This window comes from Micromonospora sp. NBC_00860, assembly GCF_045207375.1.
Classification (GTDB): domain Bacteria; phylum Actinomycetota; class Actinomycetes; order Mycobacteriales; family Micromonosporaceae; genus Micromonospora; species Micromonospora vinacea.
Genome location: NZ_CP108825.1, coordinates 7,194,572 through 7,218,387, shown reverse-complemented (window position 1 = coordinate 7,218,387; position 23,816 = coordinate 7,194,572). Strand labels below are relative to the sequence as shown.

The 23,816-nt window shown below is 72.6% G+C and carries 22 protein-coding genes; 10 read left to right on the top strand and 12 right to left on the bottom strand.

Annotation, left to right across the window (positions count from 1 at the left end):
• Window positions 1-50: 50 nt before the first annotated feature.
• Together OH804_RS33515 and OH804_RS33510 are read left to right on the top strand one after the other, a co-directional pair.
• Window positions 51-665, top strand: coding sequence for a DUF1349 domain-containing protein (locus OH804_RS33515; protein ID WP_406061667.1), 615 nt, complete (start codon window positions 51-53; stop codon window positions 663-665).
• A 69-nt stretch (window positions 666-734) separates the two neighbouring features.
• On the top strand, window positions 735-1,406 hold the full coding sequence (locus OH804_RS33510) for a DedA family protein (protein ID WP_406061665.1): 672 nt from the start codon (window positions 735-737) through the stop codon (window positions 1,404-1,406).
• Window positions 1,407-1,411: 5 nt separating this feature from the next.
• Here the strand turns inward: OH804_RS33510 and OH804_RS33505 are convergent, their stop codons facing one another.
• On the bottom strand, window positions 1,412-2,158 hold the full coding sequence (locus OH804_RS33505) for a YidC/Oxa1 family membrane protein insertase (protein ID WP_406061663.1): 747 nt from the start codon (window positions 2,156-2,158) through the stop codon (window positions 1,412-1,414).
• Between the two features lie 102 nt (window positions 2,159-2,260).
• Window positions 2,261-2,554, bottom strand: coding sequence for a DUF6412 domain-containing protein (locus OH804_RS33500; RefSeq protein WP_307788508.1), 294 nt, complete (start codon window positions 2,552-2,554; stop codon window positions 2,261-2,263).
• A gap of 161 nt (window positions 2,555-2,715) precedes the next feature.
• Here OH804_RS33500 and OH804_RS33495 point away from each other — a divergent pair, with 161 nt between their 5' ends.
• The 3 genes from OH804_RS33495 to OH804_RS33485 are packed head-to-tail and all read left to right on the top strand — an operon-like array spanning window position 2,716 to window position 6,296.
• Window positions 2,716-3,852 carry a glutamate--cysteine ligase gene (locus OH804_RS33495; RefSeq protein WP_196919540.1) on the top strand — a complete coding sequence of 379 codons (1,137 nt, stop codon included), beginning with the start codon at window positions 2,716-2,718 and terminating at the stop codon, window positions 3,850-3,852.
• 23 nt (window positions 3,853-3,875) lie between these two features.
• Window positions 3,876-5,255, top strand: a complete 1,380-nt coding sequence (locus tag OH804_RS33490) for an FAD-dependent oxidoreductase (protein WP_406061661.1) — start codon at window positions 3,876-3,878, stop codon at window positions 5,253-5,255.
• 27 nt (window positions 5,256-5,282) lie between these two features.
• Window positions 5,283-6,296 (top strand): LacI family DNA-binding transcriptional regulator, encoded by a 1,014-nt coding sequence (locus OH804_RS33485; protein WP_406061659.1) that lies wholly within the window; start codon window positions 5,283-5,285, stop codon window positions 6,294-6,296.
• A 190-nt stretch (window positions 6,297-6,486) separates the two neighbouring features.
• On the opposite strand, the gene OH804_RS33480 is transcribed toward OH804_RS33485, so the two are convergent.
• The 3 genes from OH804_RS33480 to OH804_RS33470 all read right to left on the bottom strand — a co-directional run bounded on the left by OH804_RS33480 (window position 6,487) and on the right by OH804_RS33470 (window position 9,611).
• Window positions 6,487-7,440 (bottom strand): carbohydrate kinase, encoded by a 954-nt coding sequence (locus tag OH804_RS33480; RefSeq protein ID WP_196919543.1) that lies wholly within the window; start codon window positions 7,438-7,440, stop codon window positions 6,487-6,489.
• The gene (locus OH804_RS33475; protein WP_406061656.1) at window positions 7,437-8,702 is read right to left on the bottom strand and encodes an AGE family epimerase/isomerase; all 1,266 of its coding nucleotides are present in this window, start codon (window positions 8,700-8,702) and stop codon (window positions 7,437-7,439) included. The genes OH804_RS33480 and OH804_RS33475 overlap by 4 nt, the downstream gene beginning before the upstream one ends.
• Window positions 8,703-8,969: 267 nt before the next feature.
• Window positions 8,970-9,611, bottom strand: coding sequence for a TetR/AcrR family transcriptional regulator (locus OH804_RS33470; RefSeq protein WP_406061654.1), 642 nt, complete (start codon window positions 9,609-9,611; stop codon window positions 8,970-8,972).
• Window positions 9,612-9,654: 43 nt separating this feature from the next.
• Here OH804_RS33470 and OH804_RS33465 point away from each other — a divergent pair, with 43 nt between their 5' ends.
• Window positions 9,655-10,536 carry an arylamine N-acetyltransferase gene (locus OH804_RS33465; RefSeq protein ID WP_406061652.1) on the top strand — a complete coding sequence of 294 codons (882 nt, stop codon included), beginning with the start codon at window positions 9,655-9,657 and terminating at the stop codon, window positions 10,534-10,536.
• Window positions 10,537-10,596: 60 nt separating this feature from the next.
• Here OH804_RS33465 and OH804_RS33460 read toward each other — a convergent pair whose 3' ends face one another.
• Entirely contained in the window at window positions 10,597-11,022 is a 426-nt protein-coding gene (locus tag OH804_RS33460; protein WP_406061650.1) for a nucleoside deaminase, read from the bottom strand.
• Window positions 11,019-11,870 carry a TIGR03619 family F420-dependent LLM class oxidoreductase gene (locus OH804_RS33455; RefSeq protein WP_406061648.1) on the bottom strand — a complete coding sequence of 284 codons (852 nt, stop codon included), beginning with the start codon at window positions 11,868-11,870 and terminating at the stop codon, window positions 11,019-11,021. Before OH804_RS33455 ends, OH804_RS33460 begins: the two co-directional genes overlap by 4 nt.
• 99 nt (window positions 11,871-11,969) lie before the next feature.
• On the opposite strand from OH804_RS33455, the gene OH804_RS33450 reads away from it, so the two are divergent.
• Window positions 11,970-12,851, top strand: a complete 882-nt coding sequence (locus OH804_RS33450) for an aminoglycoside phosphotransferase family protein (RefSeq protein WP_406061646.1) — start codon at window positions 11,970-11,972, stop codon at window positions 12,849-12,851.
• 18 nt (window positions 12,852-12,869) lie between these two features.
• Here the strand turns inward: OH804_RS33450 and OH804_RS33445 are convergent, their stop codons facing one another.
• A complete protein-coding gene (locus tag OH804_RS33445) occupies window positions 12,870-13,679 on the bottom strand; it encodes an Fpg/Nei family DNA glycosylase (protein WP_406061644.1) in 810 nt (269 codons plus the stop codon).
• A gap of 183 nt (window positions 13,680-13,862) precedes the next feature.
• Here OH804_RS33445 and OH804_RS33440 point away from each other — a divergent pair, with 183 nt between their 5' ends.
• The 3 genes from OH804_RS33440 (at window position 13,863) to rocD (ending at window position 17,323) form a co-directional block, all read left to right on the top strand.
• Complete coding sequence (locus tag OH804_RS33440; protein ID WP_406061642.1) at window positions 13,863-14,762, top strand: thrombospondin; 900 nt, start codon at window positions 13,863-13,865, stop codon at window positions 14,760-14,762.
• A gap of 531 nt (window positions 14,763-15,293) precedes the next feature.
• Window positions 15,294-16,109 carry a dimethylargininase gene (ddaH, locus tag OH804_RS33435; protein ID WP_406066766.1) on the top strand — a complete coding sequence of 272 codons (816 nt, stop codon included), beginning with the start codon at window positions 15,294-15,296 and terminating at the stop codon, window positions 16,107-16,109.
• Window positions 16,109-17,323, top strand: coding sequence for an ornithine--oxo-acid transaminase (gene rocD / locus OH804_RS33430; protein ID WP_238662032.1), 1,215 nt, complete (start codon window positions 16,109-16,111; stop codon window positions 17,321-17,323). The genes ddaH and rocD overlap by 1 nt, the downstream gene beginning before the upstream one ends.
• A 53-nt stretch (window positions 17,324-17,376) precedes the next feature.
• Here rocD and OH804_RS33425 read toward each other — a convergent pair whose 3' ends face one another.
• The 4 genes from OH804_RS33425 to cutA form a co-directional block, all read right to left on the bottom strand.
• The gene (locus OH804_RS33425) at window positions 17,377-18,531 is read right to left on the bottom strand and encodes an FHA domain-containing protein (RefSeq protein WP_196919560.1); all 1,155 of its coding nucleotides are present in this window, start codon (window positions 18,529-18,531) and stop codon (window positions 17,377-17,379) included.
• Between the two features lie 223 nt (window positions 18,532-18,754).
• A complete protein-coding gene (locus OH804_RS33420) occupies window positions 18,755-19,804 on the bottom strand; it encodes a fatty acid desaturase family protein (RefSeq protein ID WP_406061640.1) in 1,050 nt (349 codons plus the stop codon).
• Window positions 19,805-19,940: 136 nt separating this feature from the next.
• Complete coding sequence (locus tag OH804_RS33415; protein ID WP_406061638.1) at window positions 19,941-23,405, bottom strand: SCO7613 C-terminal domain-containing membrane protein; 3,465 nt, start codon at window positions 23,403-23,405, stop codon at window positions 19,941-19,943.
• Between the two features lie 48 nt (window positions 23,406-23,453).
• Entirely contained in the window at window positions 23,454-23,774 is a 321-nt protein-coding gene (gene cutA / locus OH804_RS33410) for a divalent-cation tolerance protein CutA (protein ID WP_091406014.1), read from the bottom strand.
• Between the last annotated feature and the right edge of the window lie 42 nt (window positions 23,775-23,816).

Sequence of the window (23,816 nt, the reverse complement as noted above, 5' to 3'; positions counted from 1 at the left end):
CCGTCCGGCGGGCGGGCGGGCGGCGGGCGGCGTTGGTTACCGTGCCGGTCATGGAGAACGACCTCGTACCGCCGAGCGAACTGTTGGACTGGTCCCGGGGTAGCTGGCTGCACCCGCCGGTACGCGTCGAGGAGGGCCCGGCCGGCGAGCTGGTCGTCGAGCCGGCCGCCGACAGCGACTTCTGGCGGCGGACCAGCTACGGCTTCGTGCACGACAACGGCCCGGCCCTGCTGGCACCGCTGCCGGTGGGCACCGCCATGGAGGTGAGCTTCCGGCTCGACTTCTCGGCGCAGTTCGACCAGGCCGGTGCGTTCGTCCGGGTCGACGAACGGACCTGGACCAAGGCCGGTGTGGAGATCAGCGACGGCGAGGTGCAGCTCGGCGCGGTGGTGACCCGGGAGTTCTCCGACTGGTCGGTGGGGCCGGTGCCGGAGTGGGCGGGCCGGGAGGTGACCGTCCGGGTCAGCCGGGCCGGCGACGCGCTGACCGTCCGCGCCCGGGTCGACGACGAGCCGTGGCGACTGGTCCGCCTCGCCCCGCTGGACCCGACGGCCGAGGCCATGGCCGGCCCGTTCTGCTGCGCGCCGTCCCGCGCCGGTCTGACAGTGGTGTTCACCGGCTGGAGGCAGGGGCCGGCGGACACCGCGCTGCACCCGGAGCACTGAGCGCAGGTGTAGCTCGGGCCCGGCTGGGTATGACCATCCGATCCCCGAGAGCCGACCGGAAGGACGACCATGGCGTACGCCCAGGCTGGCGACCCGTCCGGGTTCACCGGGTTGACCGGCTGGGTGGCCTCGGTGATCGAGGTGATGGGCCCGGTCGGCGTGGCGCTGCTGGTGGCGCTGGAGAGCATCGTTCCGCCGATCCCCAGCGAGATCGTGCTGGCGCTCGCAGGCTTCCTGGCGCACGAGGGCAAGTTCAACGTCTTCCTCGTGGTGCTGGCCGCGACTGTCGGCTCGCTGGTCGGCGCGTTGGTGCTCTACTGGCTGGGCGCGGCGCTGGGCGAGGAACGGCTCAAGCGCTGGTTGGACCACATCCCGTTGGTGGACCGCGACGACCTGGAGAAGGCCGACAAGTGGTTCGAGCGGCACGGTCGGTGGGCGGTGCTGATCGGTCGGGTGGTGCCGGTGGTCCGCAGCCTGGTCTCCGTGCCGGCCGGAGCCAACCGGATGCCGCTGGGTGAGTTCATCCTGCTCACCACCATCGGCAGCGGGGTGTGGAACGGTCTCATCGTGGGAGCCGGCTACGGGCTCGGGAGCCGTTGGCAGGACGTCGAGCGCTACAGCGACTGGTTCAACTACGCGATCGTCGCGGTCTTCGCCGTGATGGTCGCCAGCTGGGTGATCCGTAAGGTTCGTAAGCGTCGGAACCGCGACGACCGGCGGTCGGTGACCGCCGGTCGCTGATCGCGTTACCGGTCAGCCGGCGACGGAACCGCCTGGGGTCGCCGGAGTACCGCCTGTTCGAGGGCCGACCACACGCTAGTGGTCACCAGGTAGATCACCGCGGCGAGCGGCAGCACCAGCGCCACCAGCACTGTCGTGAACGGCAGCAGGGGCAGCAGCCGGCCGAGCGTGGCCGCCCCCGGCCCCTCGGTCGGCGTACCGGCCACCGTGCCCACCGCCGCCGACGCCCGACGGGCCCGCCGCGACGACCACCAGGCCACCGCCAACAACACCACCAGCAGTACGCCGAACAGCGGTCCGGCCGCACCGGCCAGCCCCTCGGTGAGATGGTGACCCAGTGGCACGCCGGCCAACCGCTCGTCCAGCAACCCGGTGCCGCCCTCACTGGTGCTGAACAACCGGTACAGCACCAGCAGGAACGGCGCCTGGATGAGCAACGGCAGACAGCCGGCGATCGGGTTCGCGCCGGCCTCGCGGTACAACGTGAACACCTCGCGCTGAAGCGTCGCCGGGTCGTCGGCGTACCGCTGCTGAAGGTCACGCACCTGTGGGGCGAGCGCCGCGCGGCGCCGCTCGCCGCGGACCTGCGCGACCGTCAGCGGCGAGATCAGCAGGCGGACGGCGATGGTGAAGAGCACGATCGCGGCGGCGGTCGCCGCACCGCCGGCCAGTGGTTCGAGCAGCTCGGTGAGCCAGGACAGCGCGCTGCCGGCAGCGGCGACAGCGTCGTGCAGTGGTGCGAAGGCAAGCATGGGAAACCCCTCGGTCCGATTCCGGTGAGGCCCTCCCCTGGGCGGCATCCGCTCAGCAAGGGGGGCCGGTGACGGCGGGATCGGCCGCGCGGCGGCGAGACGCTACGCGGCCGAGGGGTGTCCCGGAGCGCGGGGACGAGGCCGACCGGCGGCATCGGGGTCGATCTGGCGGGGCATTCGGCGACTTCGGGAGCGGGCCCGCAGGCCGGCCCACCGGGGCCCGGCACCGGGTGGGCCCGCCCGGTCATGCACCCGGGCCGCCAGCACCACGGCGAGCAGCACCAGGGCGGTCAACGCGGCGCCGGCGAGCAGGTCGACCGGTCGGCCCGCGAGCACTGTGAGCTGGGCGAACGCGGACATCCACGCGACCCCGAAAAAGCCCAGCAGCACCGGCACGGGCTCAGCATAGGACCCGCTGTCACGTCGCCCAGCCGAATCCTGCGGCCCGCTCCGAGTACGACGTGTCGCCGCCACGTTTCCCGGCATCGCCACGTTGGGTAACCAACGGCGGACCGACGCGGACGGACCGCGAACGGTGGAAACGGACGGGTGATGTGATGACGGGTCAGGTGGCAGAGGCGCCCAGCGACATGGCTGCGGCGACCGGGTTGCTCACCGTGGGTGTCGAGGAGGAGTTCCTGCTCGTCGACCCGCACACCGGGGCTGCGGTTCCGGCCGTGGACCTGGTCATGGAGCAGGTGCCGGCCGAACTTCGCGGACAGGTGGAGCGGGAGTTCCAGACCAGTCAGATCGAGATCGGCAGCCCGCCCGGCCTGGAACTCTCGTCGATCCGGCACTCCCTCGGCGTCCTGCGTCGGGCGCTCTCCGACGCCGCCGAGCGGGCCGGCGTACGCCTGCTCGCCATCGGCACCGGCCCGGTGGACGGCCCGGTGCCACCGGTGGTGGACAAGCCCCGCTTCGACCGGATGATCGAGCGGTTCCGGCTGCTCGTTCCCGGCCCCGGCAACAACGGCATGCACGTGCACGTGGGGGTGCCCGACCCGGACACCGGCGTGCAGGTGCTCAACCACGTACGGCCGTGGCTGCCGATGCTGCACGCCGTCACCACCAACTCGCCGTTCTCCCGGGGCGAGGACACCGGCTACGCGAGTTGGCGCTCGGTGGAGTGGGAGCGTTGGCCGTCTGTGGCGCCGACGCCGTTTCTGGAGTCGCACGAGCACTACCAGCGGCTGATCCGGCAGTTGATCTCCAGCGGGGTGATGCTCGACGAGGGAATGCTCTACTGGTACGCCCGGCTGTCGGCGAAGTACCCGACCGTTGAGCTGCGGATCGGCGACGTCTGCCCGTCGGTGGACGACGCGGTGCTGGTCGCCGCGCTGGTCCGGGCGCTGGTGGCCACCGCCATGGCGGATGTGGAGTCCGACCGGCCAGCGTTGCAGACCGACCACCACCTGCTGGTCGGGGCGCACTGGCGAGCCGCCCATGACGGCCTGGAAGGCGAGGCCGTCGACGTCACGAACGGTGAACTACGCCCAACCTGGGAGCTGTTGGACCGGTTCGTGGAGCGGATGCGTCCGGCGCTGGAGCAGCACGGCGACTGGGCCGAGGTGACCGACCTCCTGGGCGGCCTGCGTCGGCACGGCAGCGGCGCGGCACGCCAACGCGCGGTGTTCGAGCGCACCGGCAAACTCACCGACGTGGTGCAGGACGTCGCGCGGCAGACCCGCGGCTGATCACCGCGTGACAGGATGGACCCGTGGCGCAACGGCTGATCGTCATCGGCGGGGACGCCGCCGGAATGTCGGCGGCGTCCCAGGCCCGACGCCGTCGTGACAGTGGCGACCTGGAGATCGTGGTCTTCGAGCGGGGCCACTTCACCTCCTACTCGGCGTGCGGCATCCCATACTGGATCAGCGGCCTGGTGCCCGGCCCCGAGGCGTTGATCGCCCGGGCCCCGGAGACGTTCCGCACCGAGTACGCGATGGACGTGCGGATGCGCCACGAGGTCACTGCCATCGACCTGGAACGCCGCGAGGTGGTGGCCCGGAACCTGGTGGGCGGCGGCGAGGTCCGCGAGCGCTTCGACGACCTGATGTACGCCACCGGCGCGGTGCCGGTGAAGCCGTCGTGGGCGGTCACCGACGCGGGCGGCGTGTTCGGCATGCAGACCCTCGACGACGGTGCGGCGCTGCGCGACTGGCTGGACGCCGACCCGCAGCCGCGCCGGGCCGTGGTGGTCGGCGGCGGTTACATCGGCGTCGAGATCGCCGAGGCCCTGATCCAACGCGGCCTCTCGGTGACCCTGGTGGAAGCGGGCGAGCAGCCCATGTCGACGGTGGACAGCGACATGGGCGAGCTGGTCGCCGACGCGATGCGCGGCCTCGGCATCACGATCCGCGGCAGCCTGCCGGTTACCGGCCTTGAGGAACGGGACGGCCGGGTGTCCGCCGTCGTCACCGCCGAGGGGCCGATCCCGACCGACGTCGTGGTCATGGGTCTCGGCGTACGCCCCAACACCGCGCTCGCGGAGGCGGCCGGGCTGCCCCTCGGGCCGACCGGCGCGATCCGGGTGGACCGGCGGATGCGGGTGCCCGGGCACCCGCGGGTCTGGGCGGCCGGCGACTGCGTGGAGACCCTGCACCGGGTCAGCGGGCTGCCGGTGCACGTGCCGCTCGGCACGCACGCCAACAAGCAGGGACGGGTCGCCGGCATCAACATCGGCGGCGGGTACGCCACCTTCACCGGCGTGATCGGCACGGCGGTGACGAAGGTGTGCGACCTGGAGGTGGGCCGGACGGGTCTGCGCGAGCGCGACGCCACGGCCGCCGGCTTCGAGTTCGTCTCGGTGATCGCCGAGTCGACCAACCGGGCCGGCTACTACCCGGGCGCCCGGCCGATGACTGTCAAGCTGATCGCCGAGCGCCCCAGCGGCCGGTTGCTCGGCGCGCAGATCGTCGGTTGGTCCGAGGCGGCCAAACGGATCGACTCGCTGGCCGTGGCGCTGTGGAACGGCATGACGGTGGACGATATGACGCAGCTGGACCTGGGCTACGCTCCGCCGTACGCGCCGGTGTGGGATCCGGTGCTCATCGCCGCCCGTAAAGCTGTCGACGCGCTCGCCGCCCTCGACCGTTGACCCGCGCCCGCCGTGGAGGAACACCCCGTGACCCAGACCCCGACCCGGCCGACCGTACGTCGGCGTCCCACGATGGTCGACGTGGCCCGGCGCGCCGACGTCAGCCTGAAGACGGTCTCCCGGGTCGTGAACGACGAGCCGGTGGGGCAGGAGTTGGTCGGCCGGGTGCTGGCCGCCATCGCCGAGCTGGGCTTCCGGCGTAACGACATCGCTCGCAACCTGCGTTCCCGGCAGCTCAACGCCACCGTCGGCCTGCTGATCGAGGAAATCGCCAACCCGTTCTACGCGACGATCGCCAGCGTCGCCGCCGAGATCGCCGCCGCCCACGGCACCATGCTGATCACCGCGTCGTCGGAGGAGGACCCGGAGCGGGAACGCGCCCTGCTCCAGGACTTCACCCAGCGCCGGGTCGACGGCCTGCTGGTGGTGCCGGCGGGCCTGGACCATTCGTTCCTGCGGCGCGAGGTCGAGTTGGGCATGCCTGTGGTGTTCCTGGACCGGCCGCCGCAGGGGCTGCAAGCCGACGCGGTGCTGTTGGACAACCGGGGTGGCAGCCACGCCGGGGTGAGTGCGCTGCTCGACGAGGGCCACCGCCGGGTGGGGCTGCTGCTCGGCGCGCCGAGCGTGCCCACCATGCGTGAGCGGCTGGCCGGGGCACGGGCGGCGCTGGACGCCGCTGCTGTCGAACCGGACGAGTCACTGATCCGTGAACGGCTCATCGCTCCCGAGGAGGCCGGTCGGGCTGTCGCCGCGCTGCTCGACCTCCCGGAGCCGCCGACCGCGTTCTTCTGCGCCAACAACCGGCTCACCGTCGGTGCGCTCCAGGAGCTGCACCGGCGGGGCAGCGACGCCGCGCTGGTCGGCTTCGACGACTTCGAGCTGGCCCACCTGATGCCCCGACCGCTGACCGTCGTCGCCTACGACACCCGGGAGCTGGCGAGGGTCGCCACAGAACGGCTGTTCGAGCGCATAGCCGGCGACGACTCCCCACCGACAACCACAGTGCTCCCCACGCGGCTCCGACCCCGCGGCCTGACCTGACCCCCGCCCACCCCGTCCGGTGGCGGAACCGCGAGCGTTGAGCAGGACGTGCTCGCCCCGGAGGAGCAAGGCAGACAACCCCTGCCCCCTCCTTTGCTCTGCACCCTGATGCGCACCGGTCACGACCGGGCACCGGGCACGACCGGGCACGGCTCGTAGCCGTCGCATCCGCGGGTGCAGAGCAAAGGGGTCAGTTTGCGGGGGTGAGGCGGGCCGCTACCTCCGAGCGGCGGGGCGGGTCGGCACCCCGACGGCCGCAGGTCAGTGCGGCCACGGTCGCGGCCTGGCGCAGCACTGTGCCCCACTGCTGCGGAGTGACGGCAGCGAGCCGGTCGGCTGGGCGGTCGCCGAGCGCATCGAGGTCGGCCAGTGCGGCCAGCAGGCCACCCGTGAACGAGTCGCCGGCGCCAACGGTGTCGACCACCGTGGTGCGGACCGCCGGCTCCTCGTGCAGCGAGCCGTCGGGCGCGAGCAGCCAGACGCCGTCCCCGCCCCGGGTCACCACGGCACAGGACACGCCGGCCGTACGCCATTCGGTCATCACGTCGGCCACCGAACGGTCCGGGTAGAGCCAGGCCAGGTCCTCGTCGCTGGCCTTGACCAGGTGCGCAAGACGGACCTGCCGGCGTACCCGCTCCTGCTCCGCCGCCCGGTCGGTGACGATGCTCGGCCGCAGGTTGAGGTCGATGGAGATGGTGAGCCCGTCCCGCTGGCGTTCTCGGGCGAGCAGGCCCTCCAACGCCTCGGCGCCGGGCGCCAACGCGAGTGCCAGGGAGCCGGTGTGCAGCGCGATCGCGGGTGAGCCGGCCAACTCGGGCAGCTCCTGCGGAGTCCACTGCCAGTCCGCGGCACCGGCCAGTCGGAACTCGTAGCTGGCCTGCCCGGCGGCGTTCAGGGTGGCCACCGCCACCGACGTGGGCTCCTCGGCGTGCACCGCCCACTCCAGGTCCACCCGGTTGGCGCTCAGATACTCGACGAGTTGCCGACCGTAGTCGTCGCTGGCGAGCCGAGCCAGCAGCCGTACCGGCTGGTCGAGCCGGGCCACTGTGACAGCGACGTTCGCCGGGGAGCCGCCGGGCACGGCCCGCTGCCCCTCGGCGGTGACGACCAGGTCGATCAGAGCCTCACCCGCGACGACGATCACGCGGTCACCTCCCCCGGTGCGAGCGGGCCGGGGCCACCGAGCCCGTCGGCCGCGCGGGACAGCAGTACCGCCTGGTACGCGTGGTAGACGTCTGGTCGGCCGTGCCAGACCGTGTCGGCGGGCAGGTTCTGCGCGTCCAACTCGTGCCGCCATCCGGTCTGGTCGATGAGACTGCGGCGGGCGTACGCCCAGAAGACCCGGTACCAGTCGAGGTAGACCGCGTCCCCGGTGCGGCGGTGCACTGTGATCGCCGCCCCGATGGCCTCGGCGAGAACCCAGTGCATCCGGGAGCGCACCACCGGCCGGTCGTCCCAGTCGATCGTGTAGATGAAGCCGTCCGCGCCGTCGACCGCCCAACCGCGACGAACGGCCGCGGCGAACAGGGCACGGGCGTCGGTGAGCAGCCAGCGGGGCGGCTGCGGCAGGACCGCCTCCAACTCCAGCAGCAGCCGGGCCCACTCCAGCCAGTGCCCGATGGTGGAGCCGTACGGCCGGAACGGGTCGGCGGGCTGGTCCCGGTTGTAGTCGGGCAGCGGCGTCCAGTCGGTGGTGAAGTGCTCGGGCAGTCGCCAGTCGTGCCGGGCCGCCTCACCGTGCACGAGGTGGGTGGCGATCCGCAGGGCCCGGTCGGCCCAGCTCGCGTCGCCGGTGGCGGCGGCAGCGGCGAGGTACGCCTCGACCATGTGCATGCTGCTGTTGGCGCCCCGGTAGTCCTCGGTGACCGTCCAGTCCCGGTTCCACGACTCGCGGACCGCGCCGGCGTCGTCGTCCCAGAATCGGTCCCGCACGACGGTCAGCACGTCGGCGAGCAACGTGTCCGCGCCGGGCCGGCCGGCGCGTGCGGCGCTGGAGGCGGCGAGCAGGACGAACGCGTGGTCGTAGCCGGCCTTGCGGTCGTTGACGGGCACCCCCTGCTGGTCCACCGCTCCGAACCAGCCGCCGTACCGGTCGTCGCGCAGCAGTGTGCTGAGCGCGGCGATCCCGTGGTCGACCAGGGCGGCGGCGTCCGGGTCGCCGTTGCGGTGGGCAAGGGCGGCCACGTGGGTCATCCGGCAGGTGATCCAGGTGTGGATCGGTTCGCCGCGGTCCGGGGTGCGGTCGTCGGTGAGCCACCAGAAGCCGCCCTCGGGCCGGACCGAGCGGCGGGCGGTGTCGAGCAGCGTCCGGGTCTGGTCGGCGAGGAACTCGTCCAGATCGGGCAGGTCTGGCGACCCTGCCGGGGCGGGTGTCGTTGCGGCGTCGGATCGGGGCACGTCGGTCATTTCAGCTGGTCACCGTCGGGTAGGAATGGGACATACGGCCAGGATCGGCGGACGGACCGGGTCCGCGCCGCAAAACCGCCAACGGTACGCCACGAATCGACTGGCCAGGGTCAACCCGCAGCCGGGGCTTTTGCCCCCATTTGCCCGTTGACATCGTTGTCACCGCTCAACCCTGCTCCGACAGCCGGCCGACTGTCAATTCCGGCTGCGTCACACCGCAACGGGGACGGTCGCCCGGCCGTAGCGATGTCCGCGCCCCGACATCCATCAGGCGCCCCCGAGGTCGACCAGGCCGACCTCGGCGGGGGGAAGGTCCTGGATGTCCGGGCCGGCACGCAGGCCCTCGAGCATGAGGCTCAGGTAGCGGTCCACGCTGCGCTGGGTGAGTTCGGCGCGCAGGCCGGGCAACGGCCGCAGCAGCAGCGCCATCATGAGGGTCAGGTCGCCGGCGTCCACGTCGGGACGCAGGTCGCCGTCGGCCTGGGCGCGGCGGACGAGCCGGTCGAGGATCTTCAGCAGGGCTTGACGGAGCCGCTGCTCCTCGGGCTCGGCGTGCAGCTGCTCCCAGGTGCTGGTGAACCAGATCGACAGCCAGGTGGCCAACCTCAGCTCGGCGGCCGCCCGGCGGACGAAGCGCGCGAGCGCACGCCACGCGTCCGGCTCCTCGTCTTCGGCATCGCGAGCGATGGCGACTACGCGGTCGAAGCCGTCCAGCGCAACCCCGCGCACCAGAGCCTCACGGTCGGGGAACCGGCGATAGAGGGTGGCGGCCCCGACACCGGCGCGGCGGGCCACCTCCTCCATCGGCACTTCGACACCGCGTTCGGCGATGAGTGCGCGGGCCGCCTCGATGATCTGTTCGCGGTTGTGCCTGGCGTCCGCCCGGAGCCTGGGGCTCTCGTTCTTCACCTGACCAGTATACGGATGGAAGTCTTTCACTTAGACTTTACAAGTGGAGGGCATTCCCTCACTTGGGAGGCTGATGATGGGCACAAAAGTGGCGATGGCTCAGATGTTGCACAGAATTGGGCACCACGGGCGCGTCGCAGCCGACGTGGAGACGCTGTTCGCACTGCATCAGGCCTGGCGGCACGCCGTGCCGTACGAGAACCTCGACATCCAGCTCGGCCGGCCGATCGCCCTCGATGCGGAGGCGATCTTCGACAAGCTCGTACGGCGGCGGCGCGGCGGTTACTGCTACGAACAGAACGCCGGCCTGGCCATGCTGCTGCGTCTGGCCGGCCTCCAGGTGACCATTGTGGAGGCCGCAGTCATGCGTGCTACCCGCGGCGAGTCGATGTGGGGCAACCACAACGCGCTCCTGGTCGACCTCGACGATCGACGCTGGCTGGCGGACGCCGGTATCGGTGATGGATTCGTCCAGCCGCTGCCGATGCGGGAGGGGCCCCACATTCAGGGAAGCCTGACCTACCGGCTTGAGCGGCTCGATCCGGACACCTGGCGCTTCCACCACCACCCCGGTGGCACCATCGCCTCCTACGACTTTCGCTTGCGGCCACGGGAGATCGGCGACTTTGCCGCCCACTCCCGGGAAATGTCCACGTCCCCCGCCTCGGCGTATGTCACCACGCTCATGGCCGCTCGGCCGAGCGCCGACCACACCCTGGTCCTGCTGTCCCGGACGCTGCGCCGGCTTGGCGCCGACGCCAGCACCCCCCACACGATCGCCGACGTCGACGAATTCGCCAGAACGCTGTCCACTGACTTCCTCGTACCCCTCGACGACCTCGGCCCGGACGGCATCGCCCACCTCTGGCACAAGACAGGCACCCAGGACGACCTGTGGCGCGCGCGGGTCCGCCACACCGCCTGAGCACGCGGGACGGCCCTCGGCGTCGGCTCAGCCGAGCCAAGCAGCTCCGACGGGCTCCGGTCAGTAGTAGTCGTCGATCGGCTGGCGTGCCTCGTCGAACAGCGCCGGCCCCTCGTACCGGACCGGGGGCAACGGCGGGGTGGCCGGCTTGACCTCCTCGAACTGCTCGGTCGACAGGGCGTACACCACCCGCCCGAGGCCGGACCGGTCGATCGCCGTCGCGCACATCGGGCAGGGCTGGCAACTGGTGAACATGGTGGTGCCGGCGGCCACCTCGGGAGAGAGTTCCCGAGCCGCCCAGCAGGCCAGCTTCAACTCGGGGTGTGCGCTGATGTCCGCGTCGGAGACCACTGTGTTGTGGTCCTCGATCAGGACGACTCCTGCCGCGTCGACAAGCAACGAGCCGAACGGCCGTTCGCCGGAAGCCCCCGCCCGCCTGGCGATTTCCACGGCGTGGCGGAGAAACTTCTCGTCGTCGGGGGTCATCGATCCTCCTGGGTCTTGTGGTGTGCGGCCACCGCCGCAAGGGTCCGCCAGGCGCGTTCGGGCTGGCGGATCTCGGTCAGATCGTCGTTGAACGGGTCCAGCACCACCGTCTCCGCGCCGAGCGCGCGAAGCTGGTCGAGGTCGGCGACGATCTGATCGATGGTGCCGACACCGGTGAGCCGGTCCGGGTCGCTAATCGGTGCACTGGTCTCTTGAAGGGCGATCCGTGGCACCAACGCGGGCACCGGGCGACCCAGTTCGTCGGCGATGGCCTTCAGCCGTCCGACCGCCTCGGCCAGCCGTCCCGGCGTGACCCGCAGCGGATGCCAGGCGTCACCGAGCAACACCGCGCGGCGCATGCCGGCTTCGCTGTTGCCGCCGACCCAGATCGGGATGGCCGCCGTGTCGTAGTCCTCGGTGTCCTGCCAGGCCGCCCGCATGGTGTGCAGGTACTCGTCGGTCAGCGCGCCGCGCTGCCGGAACGGCACGCCAAGCGCCTCGAACTCCTGCCGGGCCCAGCCAACACCGACGCCGAGGACGAGCCGACCGCCGCTGAGCCGGTTGAGATTCGCCGCCATCCGGGCGGTGAGCAGCGGATGCCGGTACGGAACGATGAGCACAGTGGTGCCCAGCCGGACCCGGCTGGTCACCCCGGCCAGCCAGGACAGCGTGGTGAACGGCTCGTAGAACGGCGCCGGATACTGCTCGGCCACGTCCGGGGTCACCACGATGTGGTCGGAGACCATCAACAGGTCGAAGCCGAGACCCTCGACCGTCTGCGCCCACCGACGCAGCACGTCGGGGTCGGTTCCCGGGGCGAAGTTCGGTACGTTCACACCAATCTGCACCCGTCCACGCTAGCCACTGTGGACCGTTGTGGGAACGCCGTGGCCCGCCTGAACCACTAGGCAGCCGGCACGAACCGACGTACGACTCAGGAGGGCCAGATGGACCTGCCCGAGGGACTCGACTGGGTACGCGGGTCACCGGCCGGTCGCGCCTGGCTGGCCGCACTTCCCACGTGGCTGGCCGAGTGCGCCGAGCGCTGGTCGCTGCGGGTCGGGCCGCCCTTTCGACAGGCGTACGCCTCACTGGCGCTCCCCGCCGAGATGCCCGACGGCACTGCGGTGGTGCTGAAGCTTCAGTACCCCGACGAGGAAAGCCGGCACGAAGCCGACGCGTTGGCCCACTGGGGCGGTGACGCGGCGATCCGTCTGCTCGCCCACGACCCCGAGCGGCGTGCCCTGCTGCTCGAACGCTGCCAGCCCGGCACTCCCCTGCACGACCTCCCGCTGGACCGGGCGCTGGACGCGGTGATCGCGCTGCTCCCCCGGCTCTGGCGACCGGCCGGCGCGCCGTTCACCCCGCTGGCGCAGGAGACCGCCCGTTGGATCGACCGGATGCCCAGGGCCTGGGAACAGGCCGGCCGGCCGTACGAGCGGCGGCTGCTCGACGGGGCGCTCGACCTGCTCGGCGGCCTGGCATCCAGCCAGGGCGAACAGGTACTCGTCAACCAGGACCTGCACGCCGGCAACGTGCTCGCCGCCGGCGCGCTCCCCGTCGACCGAGGGCCGTGGCTGGCGATCGACCCGAAGCCGCTGACCGGGGAACGGGAATTCTCAGTCGTGCCGATGGTGCGCGGCCCTGAGTTGGGGCACTCGCCGGCCGTCGTCCGGCACCGGCTGGACCGACTCAGCACCGACCTGGGGCTGGACCGGGAACGGGTCCGGGGTTGGACGATCGGCCACACGCTGTCCTGGAGCGTCGCCGACGACGGCATCTTCCCCGAGAAGATCGAGGTGGTCCGTTGGTTGCTCGACGGCGCCTGAGGTCCGGCACCTGGCGGGTCAGCCGGCCTGGCAGGTACGGCACCAGTACAGGTTGCGGCCGGCCAACTCGCCCCGGCTGACCTCGGTGCCGCAGACGTGGCAGGGTGCTCCCGGGCGGCGGTAGACGTACACCTCGCCACCGTGCCGGTCCACCCGCGCCGGTCGGTCCATCGCCTCCGGCAGGTGCGCGTCGCGGACCGTGTCGATCCGGCCGTGCTCGACCGCGAGCCGCATCAACCCGACCAGGTCGACCCAGAGCGCGTCCCAGCCGGTCCTGGTCAATTGCCGTCCCGGCATCGTGGGAGGCAGCCCCGCCCGGAACAGCGCCTCGGTCACGAAGATCAGGCCGGTGCCGGCCACCACCGACTGGTCCAGCAGCAGCGCGGCGAGAGGTGTGGGGCTGCGGGTGATCCGGATGTACGCCCGCTCCGGGTCGGCGTCGGCGCGCAACGGATCCGGCCCGAGGCGGTCCCGCAGCGCGGCCACCTCGGGTGGGGTGAGCAGCTCACAGGCCGTGGGCCCGCGCAGGTCGAGCCAGTGCCGGTCGCTGGCCAGCCGCAGCCGCACCTGACCCACGGGCTCCGGCGGCTCCCCCGGCCCGTCGGTGAACTTGCCGTACAACCCGAGGTGTACGTGCAGAGTCAGCTCGCCGGCGTAGTGGTGCAGCAGGTGCTTGCCGTACGCCTCGGTGCCCTCCAGCACGGTCCCGGTGAGCCGGGCGGCACCCTCGGCGAAACGGCCCTGCGGGCTCGTGGCGTGCAGCTTGTCCCCGGCGAACAGCTCGGCGTGCCGGGCCGCCAGGCGGTGGATCGTGTGTCCCTCTGGCACAGGTGCCAAGGATAGCCAGCCCCACCCGACCGGACCGCGCGCTGATCGACTCCGGTCGAGGCCGGTCTTGGCGGCCGTACCCAGGATTGGTGTCAAGAAACGCCCAGGTGGGTATTTGGGGGGCGACACCGCGTGGGTGCCACCCTTTCCGTCGGCCACCACGCATTCATCAGGAGGTGTGTAGTGGTCAGGATTCCTTCGCTGTCCCGCCGGTCCGAGCCGGCACCGACGCGGGACGAGAACCTCGACGGCCGCGTGGACGGCCGTGACACCCCGGTCACCGACACCGGCCAGTCCGACGACAGCGTCGGCCGACCGGTGGTCACCGACCGGGACGAGGACCAGACGACGTACCGCAGCGCCGGCGCGACCGGCGACCAGACCAGCGAGGCCGAGCGGCGGGCCAACGAGCGGGCGGCGGTGGCCCGAGCCGCCACCGCGCGACCGGCGGAGACCGAGCCGCGGGGCACCGCCCGCCCTGTCGCACCCGAGCCTCTGAACGGCACGACCCGCCCCGTCGCACCCGAGCCGGTGAACGGTACGACCAGCCCGGTCACACCCGAGCCCCGCACCGCCAACACTCTGGTGACCGGGTCCCGGCCCACCGTCGCCCCGACGACGGCACGGACCGCCGAGCGGGACGCCGACCTCGACAGCACCACCCGTCGGCCCGACACCACCGACCGTGTCAGCACCGACCGCCCGGTCGACCCGACTCCGGACGTGACCACGCCCGAGCCGCCGGTGACACGTGGCCCGAAGCCGCGCGCCAGCCTGCTCGCCACCCTCGGCCTGATCGTCTCGGTCGTCGGCGCCATGTTCGTGCTGACCGGGACCCTGGCCGGGTACGGCATCGGGCTCGGCGCGTTCGGTGCGGTGCTCGCGGTGCTCGGCCTGATGGCCACCCGCCGTCGGCACGTCGCCGGCAAGACCGACGCGCTCTTCGGCGTGATGATCGGGCTGGCCGCGGTCGTGATCGGGGTGCTCGCGATGACCGGCCAGTTCGACTGGCCGACCACTGACGGCGACTGGGTGCAGCGCTTCCGGGAGTGGCTTGACTCACAGTTTGTGGATCGTTTCTAGCGGGCACTGTTCCGCTCGCCGGTGATGCACCGGCGAACAGCCGGCGGTTCGCCGGCAGCCCGATCAGTCCGGTGGTTCACCGGCCGGGCGACACCCTTTCAGGGGCGGCGGTTCGCCGCCCCTGAAGTGTTTCCAGGGCCTGGCAGCTTCCCGGTGGGATGGGCTCCGGCCCGGAAACGAGACCCCTGCGCCAGCGACGGCCCGGCTTCGCCCGGCACGCCCCCTTTGCTCTGCTTCACTAGACGCAACATCTCACGTCCGGTATCCGGGCGTTGGCTGTTGCGTCCGATGAAGCAGAGCAAAGGCCACGCGAGACGCCTGCGGCAGGTGGCCCGGAACACGAATCCCGGCCCACGAAGCCTCCGACGCAACGATTCGCATTCGCACAGCTCCCAGACGCAACGAATCTTCGGTCTGTGCAACTCTCGGTGGTGGATCCTGCCGCTGACGCCGCATACCGTTGAGCAACGGCGCCAGCCCGTGGGCCACGGTGGCCGGGCGCGCCCGACCCCTGGGAGCAGGACAATGACGATGGACGCCACCAGCCAGCGCCTGTTGATGTGCCGGCCGACGTACTTCGCCGTCGATTACGCGATCAACCCATGGATGGACCCGAGCGCGCCGGTCGACGCCGCGCTGGCCGTCCGGCAGTGGGAGCAGCTGCGCCAGACGTACCTTGACCTGGGCCACACCGTCGAGGAGATCACTCCGGTGCCCGGCCTGCCCGACATGGTCTTCGCCGCCAACGGCGGCACCGTGATCGACGGCAAGGCGATGGCCGTGCAGTTCCGGGACCCGCAGCGCGCCGACGAGGCGCCGGCGTACCGGGCCTGGTTCGAGGCCGCCGGCTTCGAGATGTACGACCCGAAGCACGTCAACGAGGGAGAGGGCGACGTCCTGCTGGCCGGTGACCACCTGCTGGCCGGCACCGGCTTCCGCACGGCGCACGCCGCACACGCCCAGTTGCAGGAGGTCTTCGGCTACCCGGTGATCACCATGCAACTGGTCGACCCGCGCTTCTACCACCTGGACACCGCGTTGACAGTGCTCGACGAGCGGACCGTGGCCTACCTGCCGCAGGCGTTCTCCCCGGGCAGCCGGGCCGTGCTGCGCCGGCTCTTCCCCGACGCGGTGCACGCCACCATGGCCGACGCCGAGGTGCTGGGGCTGAACGCGGTCAGCGACGGGCGGCACGTGGTGCTGCCCGCGCAGGCCACCGACCTGGCCGCCAAGCTGCGCGACCGGGGCTACGAAACCATCGGGGTCGACCTGTCCGAGCTACGTAAGGCCGGCGGCGGACCGAAGTGCTGCACGCTGCGACTCCGTCAGGGAAAGGCAAGCAAGTGATAGTGGATGACAAGCTGCGTACGCCGGGAGCGGTCCGGGACGCCGAGCGTTGGACTGCGCACAACTACCACCCGCTGCCGGTGGTGATCTCGTCCGCCGAGGGCGCCTGGCTCACCGACGTGGACGGGCGCCGCTACCTGGACTGCCTGGCCGGCTACTCCGCGCTGAACTTCGGTCACCGGCACCCGCAGTTGATCGCCGCCGCGCACGCCCAACTGGACCGGTTGACGCTGACCAGCCGGGCGTTCATCCACGACCAGTTCGCCGACTTCTGCCGTGAGCTGGCCGAGCTGTGCGGCAAGGACCTCGTGCTGCCGATGAACACCGGCGCCGAGGCGGTGGAGACCGGGATCAAGGTGGCCCGCAAGTGGGGCTACCAGGTCAAGGGCGTGGCCGCCGGGCAGGCCAACATCGTGGTCGCCGAGGGCAACTTCCACGGTCGGACCACCACCATCGTGAGCTTCTCCACCGACGAGGACGCTCGCGCCGACTTCGGGCCGTACACCCCGGGGTTCACTGTCGTGCCGTACGGCGACCTGGACGCGCTGACCGCCGCGATCGACGAGAACACCGTGGCCGTGCTGCTGGAGCCGATCCAGGGCGAGCAGGGTGTGGTGGTGCCGCCGGAGGGTTACCTGCCGGGCGTACGCCAGGTGTGCACCGAGCGCAACGTGCTGTTCATCGCCGACGAGATCCAGTCGGGTCTGGGGCGTACCGGCGCGACCTTCGCCTGTGACCACGAGGGCGTCGTGCCGGACATGTACCTGCTCGGCAAGGCGCTCGGCGGCGGCATCGTGCCGGTCTCCGCGGTGGCCGCGAACGCCGACGTGCTCGGGGTGCTCAAGCCCGGCCAGCACGGCTCCACCTTCGGCGGCAACCCGCTCGCCTGCGCGGTGGCGATCGAGGTGGTCCGGCTGCTGGCCACCGGCGAGTTCCAGCGCCGCTCGGCCGAGCTGGGTGAGCGGCTGCGGGCCGGCCTGGAAGGGTTGGTCGGCAAGGGCCTCGTCGGGGTACGCGTCCGTGGCCTGTGGGCCGGTCTGGACATCGACCCGGCGCTGATGAGCGGTCGGGAGGCGTGTGAGCGGCTCGCCGCGCGCGGCGTGCTCGCCAAGGACACCCACGGCTCCACCATCCGGCTCGCCCCGCCGCTGGTGATCACCGAGGAAGAGATCGACCTGGCGGTGGCCCAGCTGGCCGAGGTGCTGGCCGGCTGATCCAGGAACGTGGTGAAAGGCGGGCGTCGGGGTTCCGGCGCCCGCCTTTCGCGTCAGGGCCGGGGCAGGCGCATGGCCATGGTCGGGGCCTCGGCCATCACCGAGGTGGGGGTGAACGGGGCACCGGTGGGCAACTCCTCGGCCCGACCGATCTGGACCCCCGGGTACAGCTCCACCATGTCGTTCTCGCCCAGCACCCGGGACTGCTGGGGGGCCAGCGGGATCCGGTCGGACTCCGTCATCGAACCGGCCGGGCGGATACCGGAGCCGTTGGTGCTGACGTCGGTCACGATGACCTCGCCGACCCGCAGCTCGAAGCGGACGTGACCACGGCTGATCCAGCGCCGGGCCTCGTCGTTGAGCCACTGCCCGAGCATGATCCCGCCGTCCTGCTCGGGAGCCCGACCGGCCACGATCGGCTGCTCCTCGCTGAGCACGAACCGCCGCCGCACCAGGCCGCCGACGCGCACCGCGAGCACCTCGGTACGCGGACGCGGGCCGCCGTCACCGAGCCGTACGCCGTGTCGGGGGCAGGTCGGCACGCCGTTGCGCAGCGCGGGCGGCGGCTGCGCTGCGGGGCTGCGGTCGGCACCCCCGGCCAGGTCGGCGAACGCGCCACCCCCACCACCGCCGCCGAACAGCGCGCAGCCCGACTCCGGGCAGCGCCACTGGCGGGCCAGCAGCTTGGCGCCGGTCGGCGACCGCTTGCCGGCCACCGGCGAGTGGCCACCGCCGACGTGTGCGATGAACACCGGCCCGCCGGCGCCGGGCACCGGGGCGACCACCCGACCGGGCTGTTCGACCAGCCACGGGAAGCGACCCCGCAGCCCGTCGAAGCGGACCCGGCTGAGCACCGGCAGACCGAGCAGGTCGGCGACCTCCAACATCCGGTCACCCGGGTTGTCGAGCACCTCGACGAGCCCGTCGTCGGCCCAGCGGCGGACGACCATCCGCTCGTTCGAGGTGAGGTCGGCGTCGGAGAGCAACGCCCGGTGCACCACCGCGTAGACCTGGACGCTGTCTTCCTCCAGCTCGCGGGAGAGCGCGTCGATGACCATGCCGAGGCGGAGCAGGCTGGCCGGACGACCACCGTCGATGTCCTGGTAGCGGATCACCTCGGCCAGGTCGACCACGGCTCGGGCCAGTGACGGGTCGGTGCAGACCCGACCCTCGATGGCATCCAGAACCTTGCTGATCTCGAATCTCATGCCGCACTCCGGACGATGTCGTCAATCCGCCGGGCCAGGGACCAGCCCGTCAGCCCGCCCAGCTCTTCTCGCACCGCTTCCGCGGTGAGCAGGTCTGCCATGGGCCGACCCTACCGGGGACGACGGCCGGCATGGGCCAGCGGTAGCGGGGTGTCGATCGGTCCGATACGCGCAGGCGGGGACGGTGCCGTCTGGCACCGCCCCCGCCTTCCCCCTGGTGTGTTCAGCCGCGCAGCGGCCGCCCCACCTCGTGCAGGTGACCGAGTGCCTGCCGGTACGACTCGACCAGACCGGTCTCGGCGTACGGGATGCCCTGCTCGACGCAGTAGGCGTGCACGATCGGCTGGGCCCGGCGCAGGTTGGCGCGGGGCATGTTCGGGAAGAGGTGGTGCTCGATCTGGTAGTTGAGGCCACCGAGCGTGGTGTCCACCAGTCGGCTGCCGCGTACGTTGCGGGAGGTCAGCACCTGCTTACGCAGGAAGTCCAGCTCGTCCTCGGCGGTCGGCATCGGCATGCCCTTGTGGTTCGGCGCGAACGCGCAGCCCATGTAGAGGCCCCACAGCGCCTGGTGCACGACGGCGAAGAGCAGCGCCTTGACCGGGGACATGACCGCCAACAGCAGCGCCACGTAGGCGGCGGTGTGCACGACGAGCAACGCCGCCTCGACCGCCCGGCGCCGCATCGGGACGGTGTACTTGCCGTCCTCCCGGCCGACGATCGCCCGGATGCTCGCCACGTGCAGGCTCAGGCCCTCGAGCAGCAGCATCGGGAAGAAGAAGTACGCCTGCCGCTGAGCCATCCAACGGCCGAACCCCCGGGTCTCCATCGCCTGCTCGGGCGTCCACACCAGTGCGCCCGCGCCGACGTCCGGGTCCTCGTCCTCGTGGTTCGGGTTGGCGTGGTGCCGGTTGTGCTTGTCGACCCACCAGCCGTAGCTGATCCCCACCGCCACGTTGCCGGCGAGCAGCCCCACCAACTCGCTGGGGCCACGCCGACGGAACATCTGCCGGTGCCCGGCGTCGTGACCGAGGAACGCGACCTGGGTGGTGGCCACCGCCATCAGGGCCGCGAGCGGAAGCTGCCACCAGGAGTCGCCGAGCAGGAACACGGCCACCCAGCCGGCCACGAAAGCGCCGAGGGTGAACACGATGCGGGTGACATACCAGCCGGGGCGCCGCTCCAGCAGGCCCGCCTGGCTGATCCGTCGGGACAACTGTGCGTAGTCACTACCTCGCCGTCGTACCGGCGGTTCCGCCACCGCTCCGAGCGCCATCGCTGCTCCCGTTCCGCTTGCGCCCGTACCAGGGTGGTTCGGGCTTAATGTCAAGTCTCCCGATCGCGGTAGCGGTGAGTAAACCCGACAACCCCCGAATGGGGGGTAGGGCAGGCCCTACCCCCACTGGTTCGACTCAGCTCAGTCGGCCCACCGCGGCGCGCAGTCGAGCCAGGTCACGTCGACGCCGCTCGTAGGTGGCGGCGAGCCCGACCAGCGCCAGCCCGCCGACGCCCAGGTAGATCCACCGGGGCAGCAGGTCCCATCCCCGGGCCACCTCGTGCAGCGCCAACAGCGTCAGCACCCCGCCGCCGAGCAGCACCGGCGCCTGCCACCGGCGGGTCGCGCCGGCCAGCACCGCGCCGGTGGCCGCCGCGCCGAGGAGCAGTCGCCGCCACGGCTGCGGGTCCGGCCCGGCCAGCACCGACACGAGGCTGGGCAGCAACGCCGCTACCAGCCCCGGGCCGAGGGCCGGCCAACTGGTCAGCCCCGGCCGGGTGCGCAGCGCCAGCAGACCCGCGCCGACGGCGAGCGCCGCGGCCGGCAGGGTGTACGCCTCCAGCACTGTCACCCCACCGGCGGCCAGCAGTACCCAGGCCCCGAGCAGTTCGCTGCCGGCGGCGATCCCGGCGAACGCCCACCGTCGACCGGCCGGTTCACCCCGGCGCAGCAGCCGCAGCGCGACGGCGACACCCCAGAGCACGCAGACGGTGGCGAGGTGCCGCGCCACCTCGACGGCGAGCACCGCCGCCACCAGCGCGACGGCCTGCGCGGCAGCGTCCAGCACCCGTCCCAGCCGGGCCCCCGCCGGGGTGACCACAGCGGCGGCCAGCACCAACGCGGCCACCACCAGCAGTGGGTACGCGGCAGCCCGCAACGGCAGCCCACCGGCGAGTGGGGCGGTCACCGCCAACGCGGACGCCGCGCCCACGGCGGCGAGACAACCGGCGACCCGTACCTCGAACCGGCGCGCCCCGGCGGCGACCGCCACCGCCGCCACCAGCAACGCCCCCTCGGCTGCGAGCGTCCCGGCCCGGGTGGCCAGCAGACCGAGCACACCGGAGGCCACCAACACCACGCCCACCGGCACGGCGACCGGTGCGAGCGCCAGGCGGGCCGCCGCCAAAGCGGTGAACAGCAGCGCGGCCAGGCCGGCGAGCAGAACGGCGGCCGGCAGCACCGGCCACGGCGCGCCGATCGCGATGAGCAGCACCGGCAGCGCCGCCGCGACGAACGGCAGAGCGGGCGGCACCGGCAGGCCGACCCGTCGACCGGTCAGCGCGCCGGCTATTGCCAGCACGACCAGCGCGAACCCGGCCGGGAGCACCGTCGGGTCGGCGACGACAGTGGGCACCCCCGACCACACCCTGTCCCGACCGTCGTAGGGCGACACGAGCGCTGTCAGCACCGTCGGCAGGACCGCCAGGACGGCGACGGCCGCCAACGTTCCGCCCGCCGCCAGCAACAGCGCCGACCGGCCCGGCTCGCGCCCGTCGGCCGCCGGCCGGTCCCCGAGGGCCGCCGGGCCGGAGGCGCTCGCCGACGGCAGCAGGTAGGCGACGGACGCGACACCCAGGGCCGCCAGCGCGGCGTACAGCGCGAGCGGTTCGTCACCCGCCCCGACCAGTGGCGCGAGGCCCGGCACGGTCACCGCGACGACGGCGCCGGTCAGCGCGTACCCGATCAGCTCCACCCGGTGGCGACGGGCCGCGAGCGCCGCGGCCAGCGACAGCCCGGCGGCGGCCAGCGCGAGCCGGGCCTGCCACCACGGCGACCCGCCCGCGGCGAACATCGCCACCGCCGCGATCCCGGGCAGCGCGAGCTGCCCGACCAGCAGACCCGCGCCGGCCACCTCCCGGTACGCGCCAGCCCCCCGTCGGACGGCGAGGGCCAGCCCGACCACGGCGAGCACGCCGAGCGCCACCAGGGCACCGGCCGGGGCGGCCAGGGCGACCAGCAGCCCGTGCCCGAGCAGCACAGCACCGCCAAGCGCACGGGTGCGCAGGGCGACCGGCGGGGTGGTCGGGCGGGCCAGCACGGCGAGCAGCAACGCGACCCCGCCGACCAGGTCGATGGCCACCACCTGCGACCAGGAGGCCGTCCAGCCGGCGGGTACGGCGAACAGCACCGCCACCGCCCCGGCCGTGGCGAGCACCGCCCGCGCGCTCCGGGGCAGCAGCAGCACCGTGGCGCCGATCGCCAGTGCCACCGCCGGTGCCAGCTGCCAGCCCCAGCGCAGGTCCAGCCCCGTCCCAGCCCCGCCCCAGGGCGGCAGCGACCGGCCGACGGTGGCGACCGCCAGCCCGACGGTGATCAGCACTGTCACCTGCGCCGTCCCCGCCGCGACGAACAGCGCACCGGCCCGCGGGCCGGTCCGCCAACCGCCGCCACCGTCCGCCGCCCCCGCCGGCACGAACCGCACGGCGACAGCCAGCCCGAGCGCCACCATCGCCGCCGCGAGCAGCAGCAGGGACGGCCGCAGCTCCGCCACCGGACGCAGCAGGGCGGCTGCGAGCACCGGCACCAGCAGCCCTGCCGCCACGGCCCGCAGCGCCCGCCCCCCGACGAGCCGGGCCGCGCCGAACCCGGTCAGCGCGACCAGCACCAACGGCACCCCGGCCAGCAGTGGCGAGCCCCCCGCCCGCCCACTGACCAGCGGCACCATCGCGCAGGCCGCGGCACCCACCAGCGCGGCGACGTGACCGACGCCGGCCAGCACCCGGCCGACGAGCTGCGCCGCCCCTTCCCGGCCCCGCAGCGCGGACAGCACGGCCAGGTTCAGCGCCGCCACCCCGAGCAGTACCAACGCCCACCCGGCCGCACCCAGCCCGGCCTCGGCGGCGAGCAGCGGCAACGCCGGCTGGGCGGCCACCAGGGCGGCGAACCAGGGGCCTGTCAACCCGCTCCACCGGCCGTACGCCACGGCGACCGCCGCGCTGGCCCCCCCGACCAGCGCGGCGTACCGGCTGCCCGGCCAGCCGGTCACGCCGGCCAGGTCCACCGACCAGGCCGCGTAACCGTCCAGCACCACCAGCAGCAACCCCACCGCGGCGAACGTCTCCGCCGTACCCCGCAAACCTCGGCGGACCGCCAGCAGCGGCACGCCCAGGGCGAGCGCGGTGAACGCCACCAGGATCAACGCCCGCCCGGCGACCCCCACCGCCGCCCAGGCGACAGCGGTGAACACCACCGCCGCGGTGCCCAGCAGGAGTCCACCGAGGACGAAGAGCAGACCTTGGACCGTCCGGGTCGAGGTCTCCGCCGCACCCGGTCGCGAATCCGCCGCCACCCCGGGACCCGGGCCGATGGACGGCGCCGGGCCGACGAGAGCCGCCGGGCGCGCCACGACCGAGGCGGCCAACCCGGCCCGGACGACCGCCGCCAGTTCGGCCCGCCGCCGCGACACGGTCGACAGACGTCCGGCCAGCTCGGTGTACGCGCGGCGCGCCTGCTCCACCTTCGGCTCAAGCTCGGCGGCCTCCCGGCTCAGCCGAACCACCTCGGCGGCGATCGGGTCGGGCGCGCGCCGGCAGCCGGAGCAACCGGCGCTCAGGTCGGCCGGCGCACCGCAGGCGGGGCAGGGGTAACGGGTGTCGTCCACCCGGTCATCATCGACAACCGGCCCGGGCACCACCCAGAGTGCGCGTACTCAGGATCGGGTGTGCTCGTACACCCAGGTCGCGTAGTCGGGGTTGCCGCTCTCCACCCTGGACACCAGGATCTCCGGCACCTCGTACGGGTGGCTGACCCGGATCTGGTCCAGCAACGCGGTGAGCCGATCCGGTGCGGTCTTGAACTGCACCGACCACTCGGTGCTCGTCTCCATCCCGGACCGCCACCAGTAGGTGCTGTCCACCTGACCGCCCACCTGGGCGCAGGCGGCGAGCCTGCCGGCGACGGCCGCAGCCGCCAACACGTCGGCGACCGAACGCGCATCCACCACCGTTGTCACCACGCAGATCTCGTCCACGCCCGCACCCTACGCGGCCAAACGCCGCGGAGCCCGCCTTTC

Coding starts and splice junctions, on each gene's coding strand:
- OH804_RS33505 (WP_406061663.1), bottom strand. CDS start 2,158: ATGCTTGCCTTCGCACCACTGCACGACGCTGTCGCCGCTGCCGGCAGC.
- OH804_RS33460 (WP_406061650.1), bottom strand. CDS start 11,022: ATGACCCCCGACGACGAGAAGTTTCTCCGCCACGCCGTGGAAATCGCC.
- OH804_RS33450 (WP_406061646.1), top strand. CDS start 11,970: ATGGACCTGCCCGAGGGACTCGACTGGGTACGCGGGTCACCGGCCGGT.
- OH804_RS33510 (WP_406061665.1), top strand. CDS start 735: ATGGCGTACGCCCAGGCTGGCGACCCGTCCGGGTTCACCGGGTTGACC.
- OH804_RS33515 (WP_406061667.1), top strand. CDS start 51: ATGGAGAACGACCTCGTACCGCCGAGCGAACTGTTGGACTGGTCCCGG.
- ddaH (WP_406066766.1), top strand. CDS start 15,294: ATGGACGCCACCAGCCAGCGCCTGTTGATGTGCCGGCCGACGTACTTC.
- OH804_RS33420 (WP_406061640.1), bottom strand. CDS start 19,804: ATGGCGCTCGGAGCGGTGGCGGAACCGCCGGTACGACGGCGAGGTAGT.
- OH804_RS33495 (WP_196919540.1), top strand. CDS start 2,716: ATGACGGGTCAGGTGGCAGAGGCGCCCAGCGACATGGCTGCGGCGACC.
- OH804_RS33425 (WP_196919560.1), bottom strand. CDS start 18,531: ATGAGATTCGAGATCAGCAAGGTTCTGGATGCCATCGAGGGTCGGGTC.
- OH804_RS33475 (WP_406061656.1), bottom strand. CDS start 8,702: ATGACCGACGTGCCCCGATCCGACGCCGCAACGACACCCGCCCCGGCA.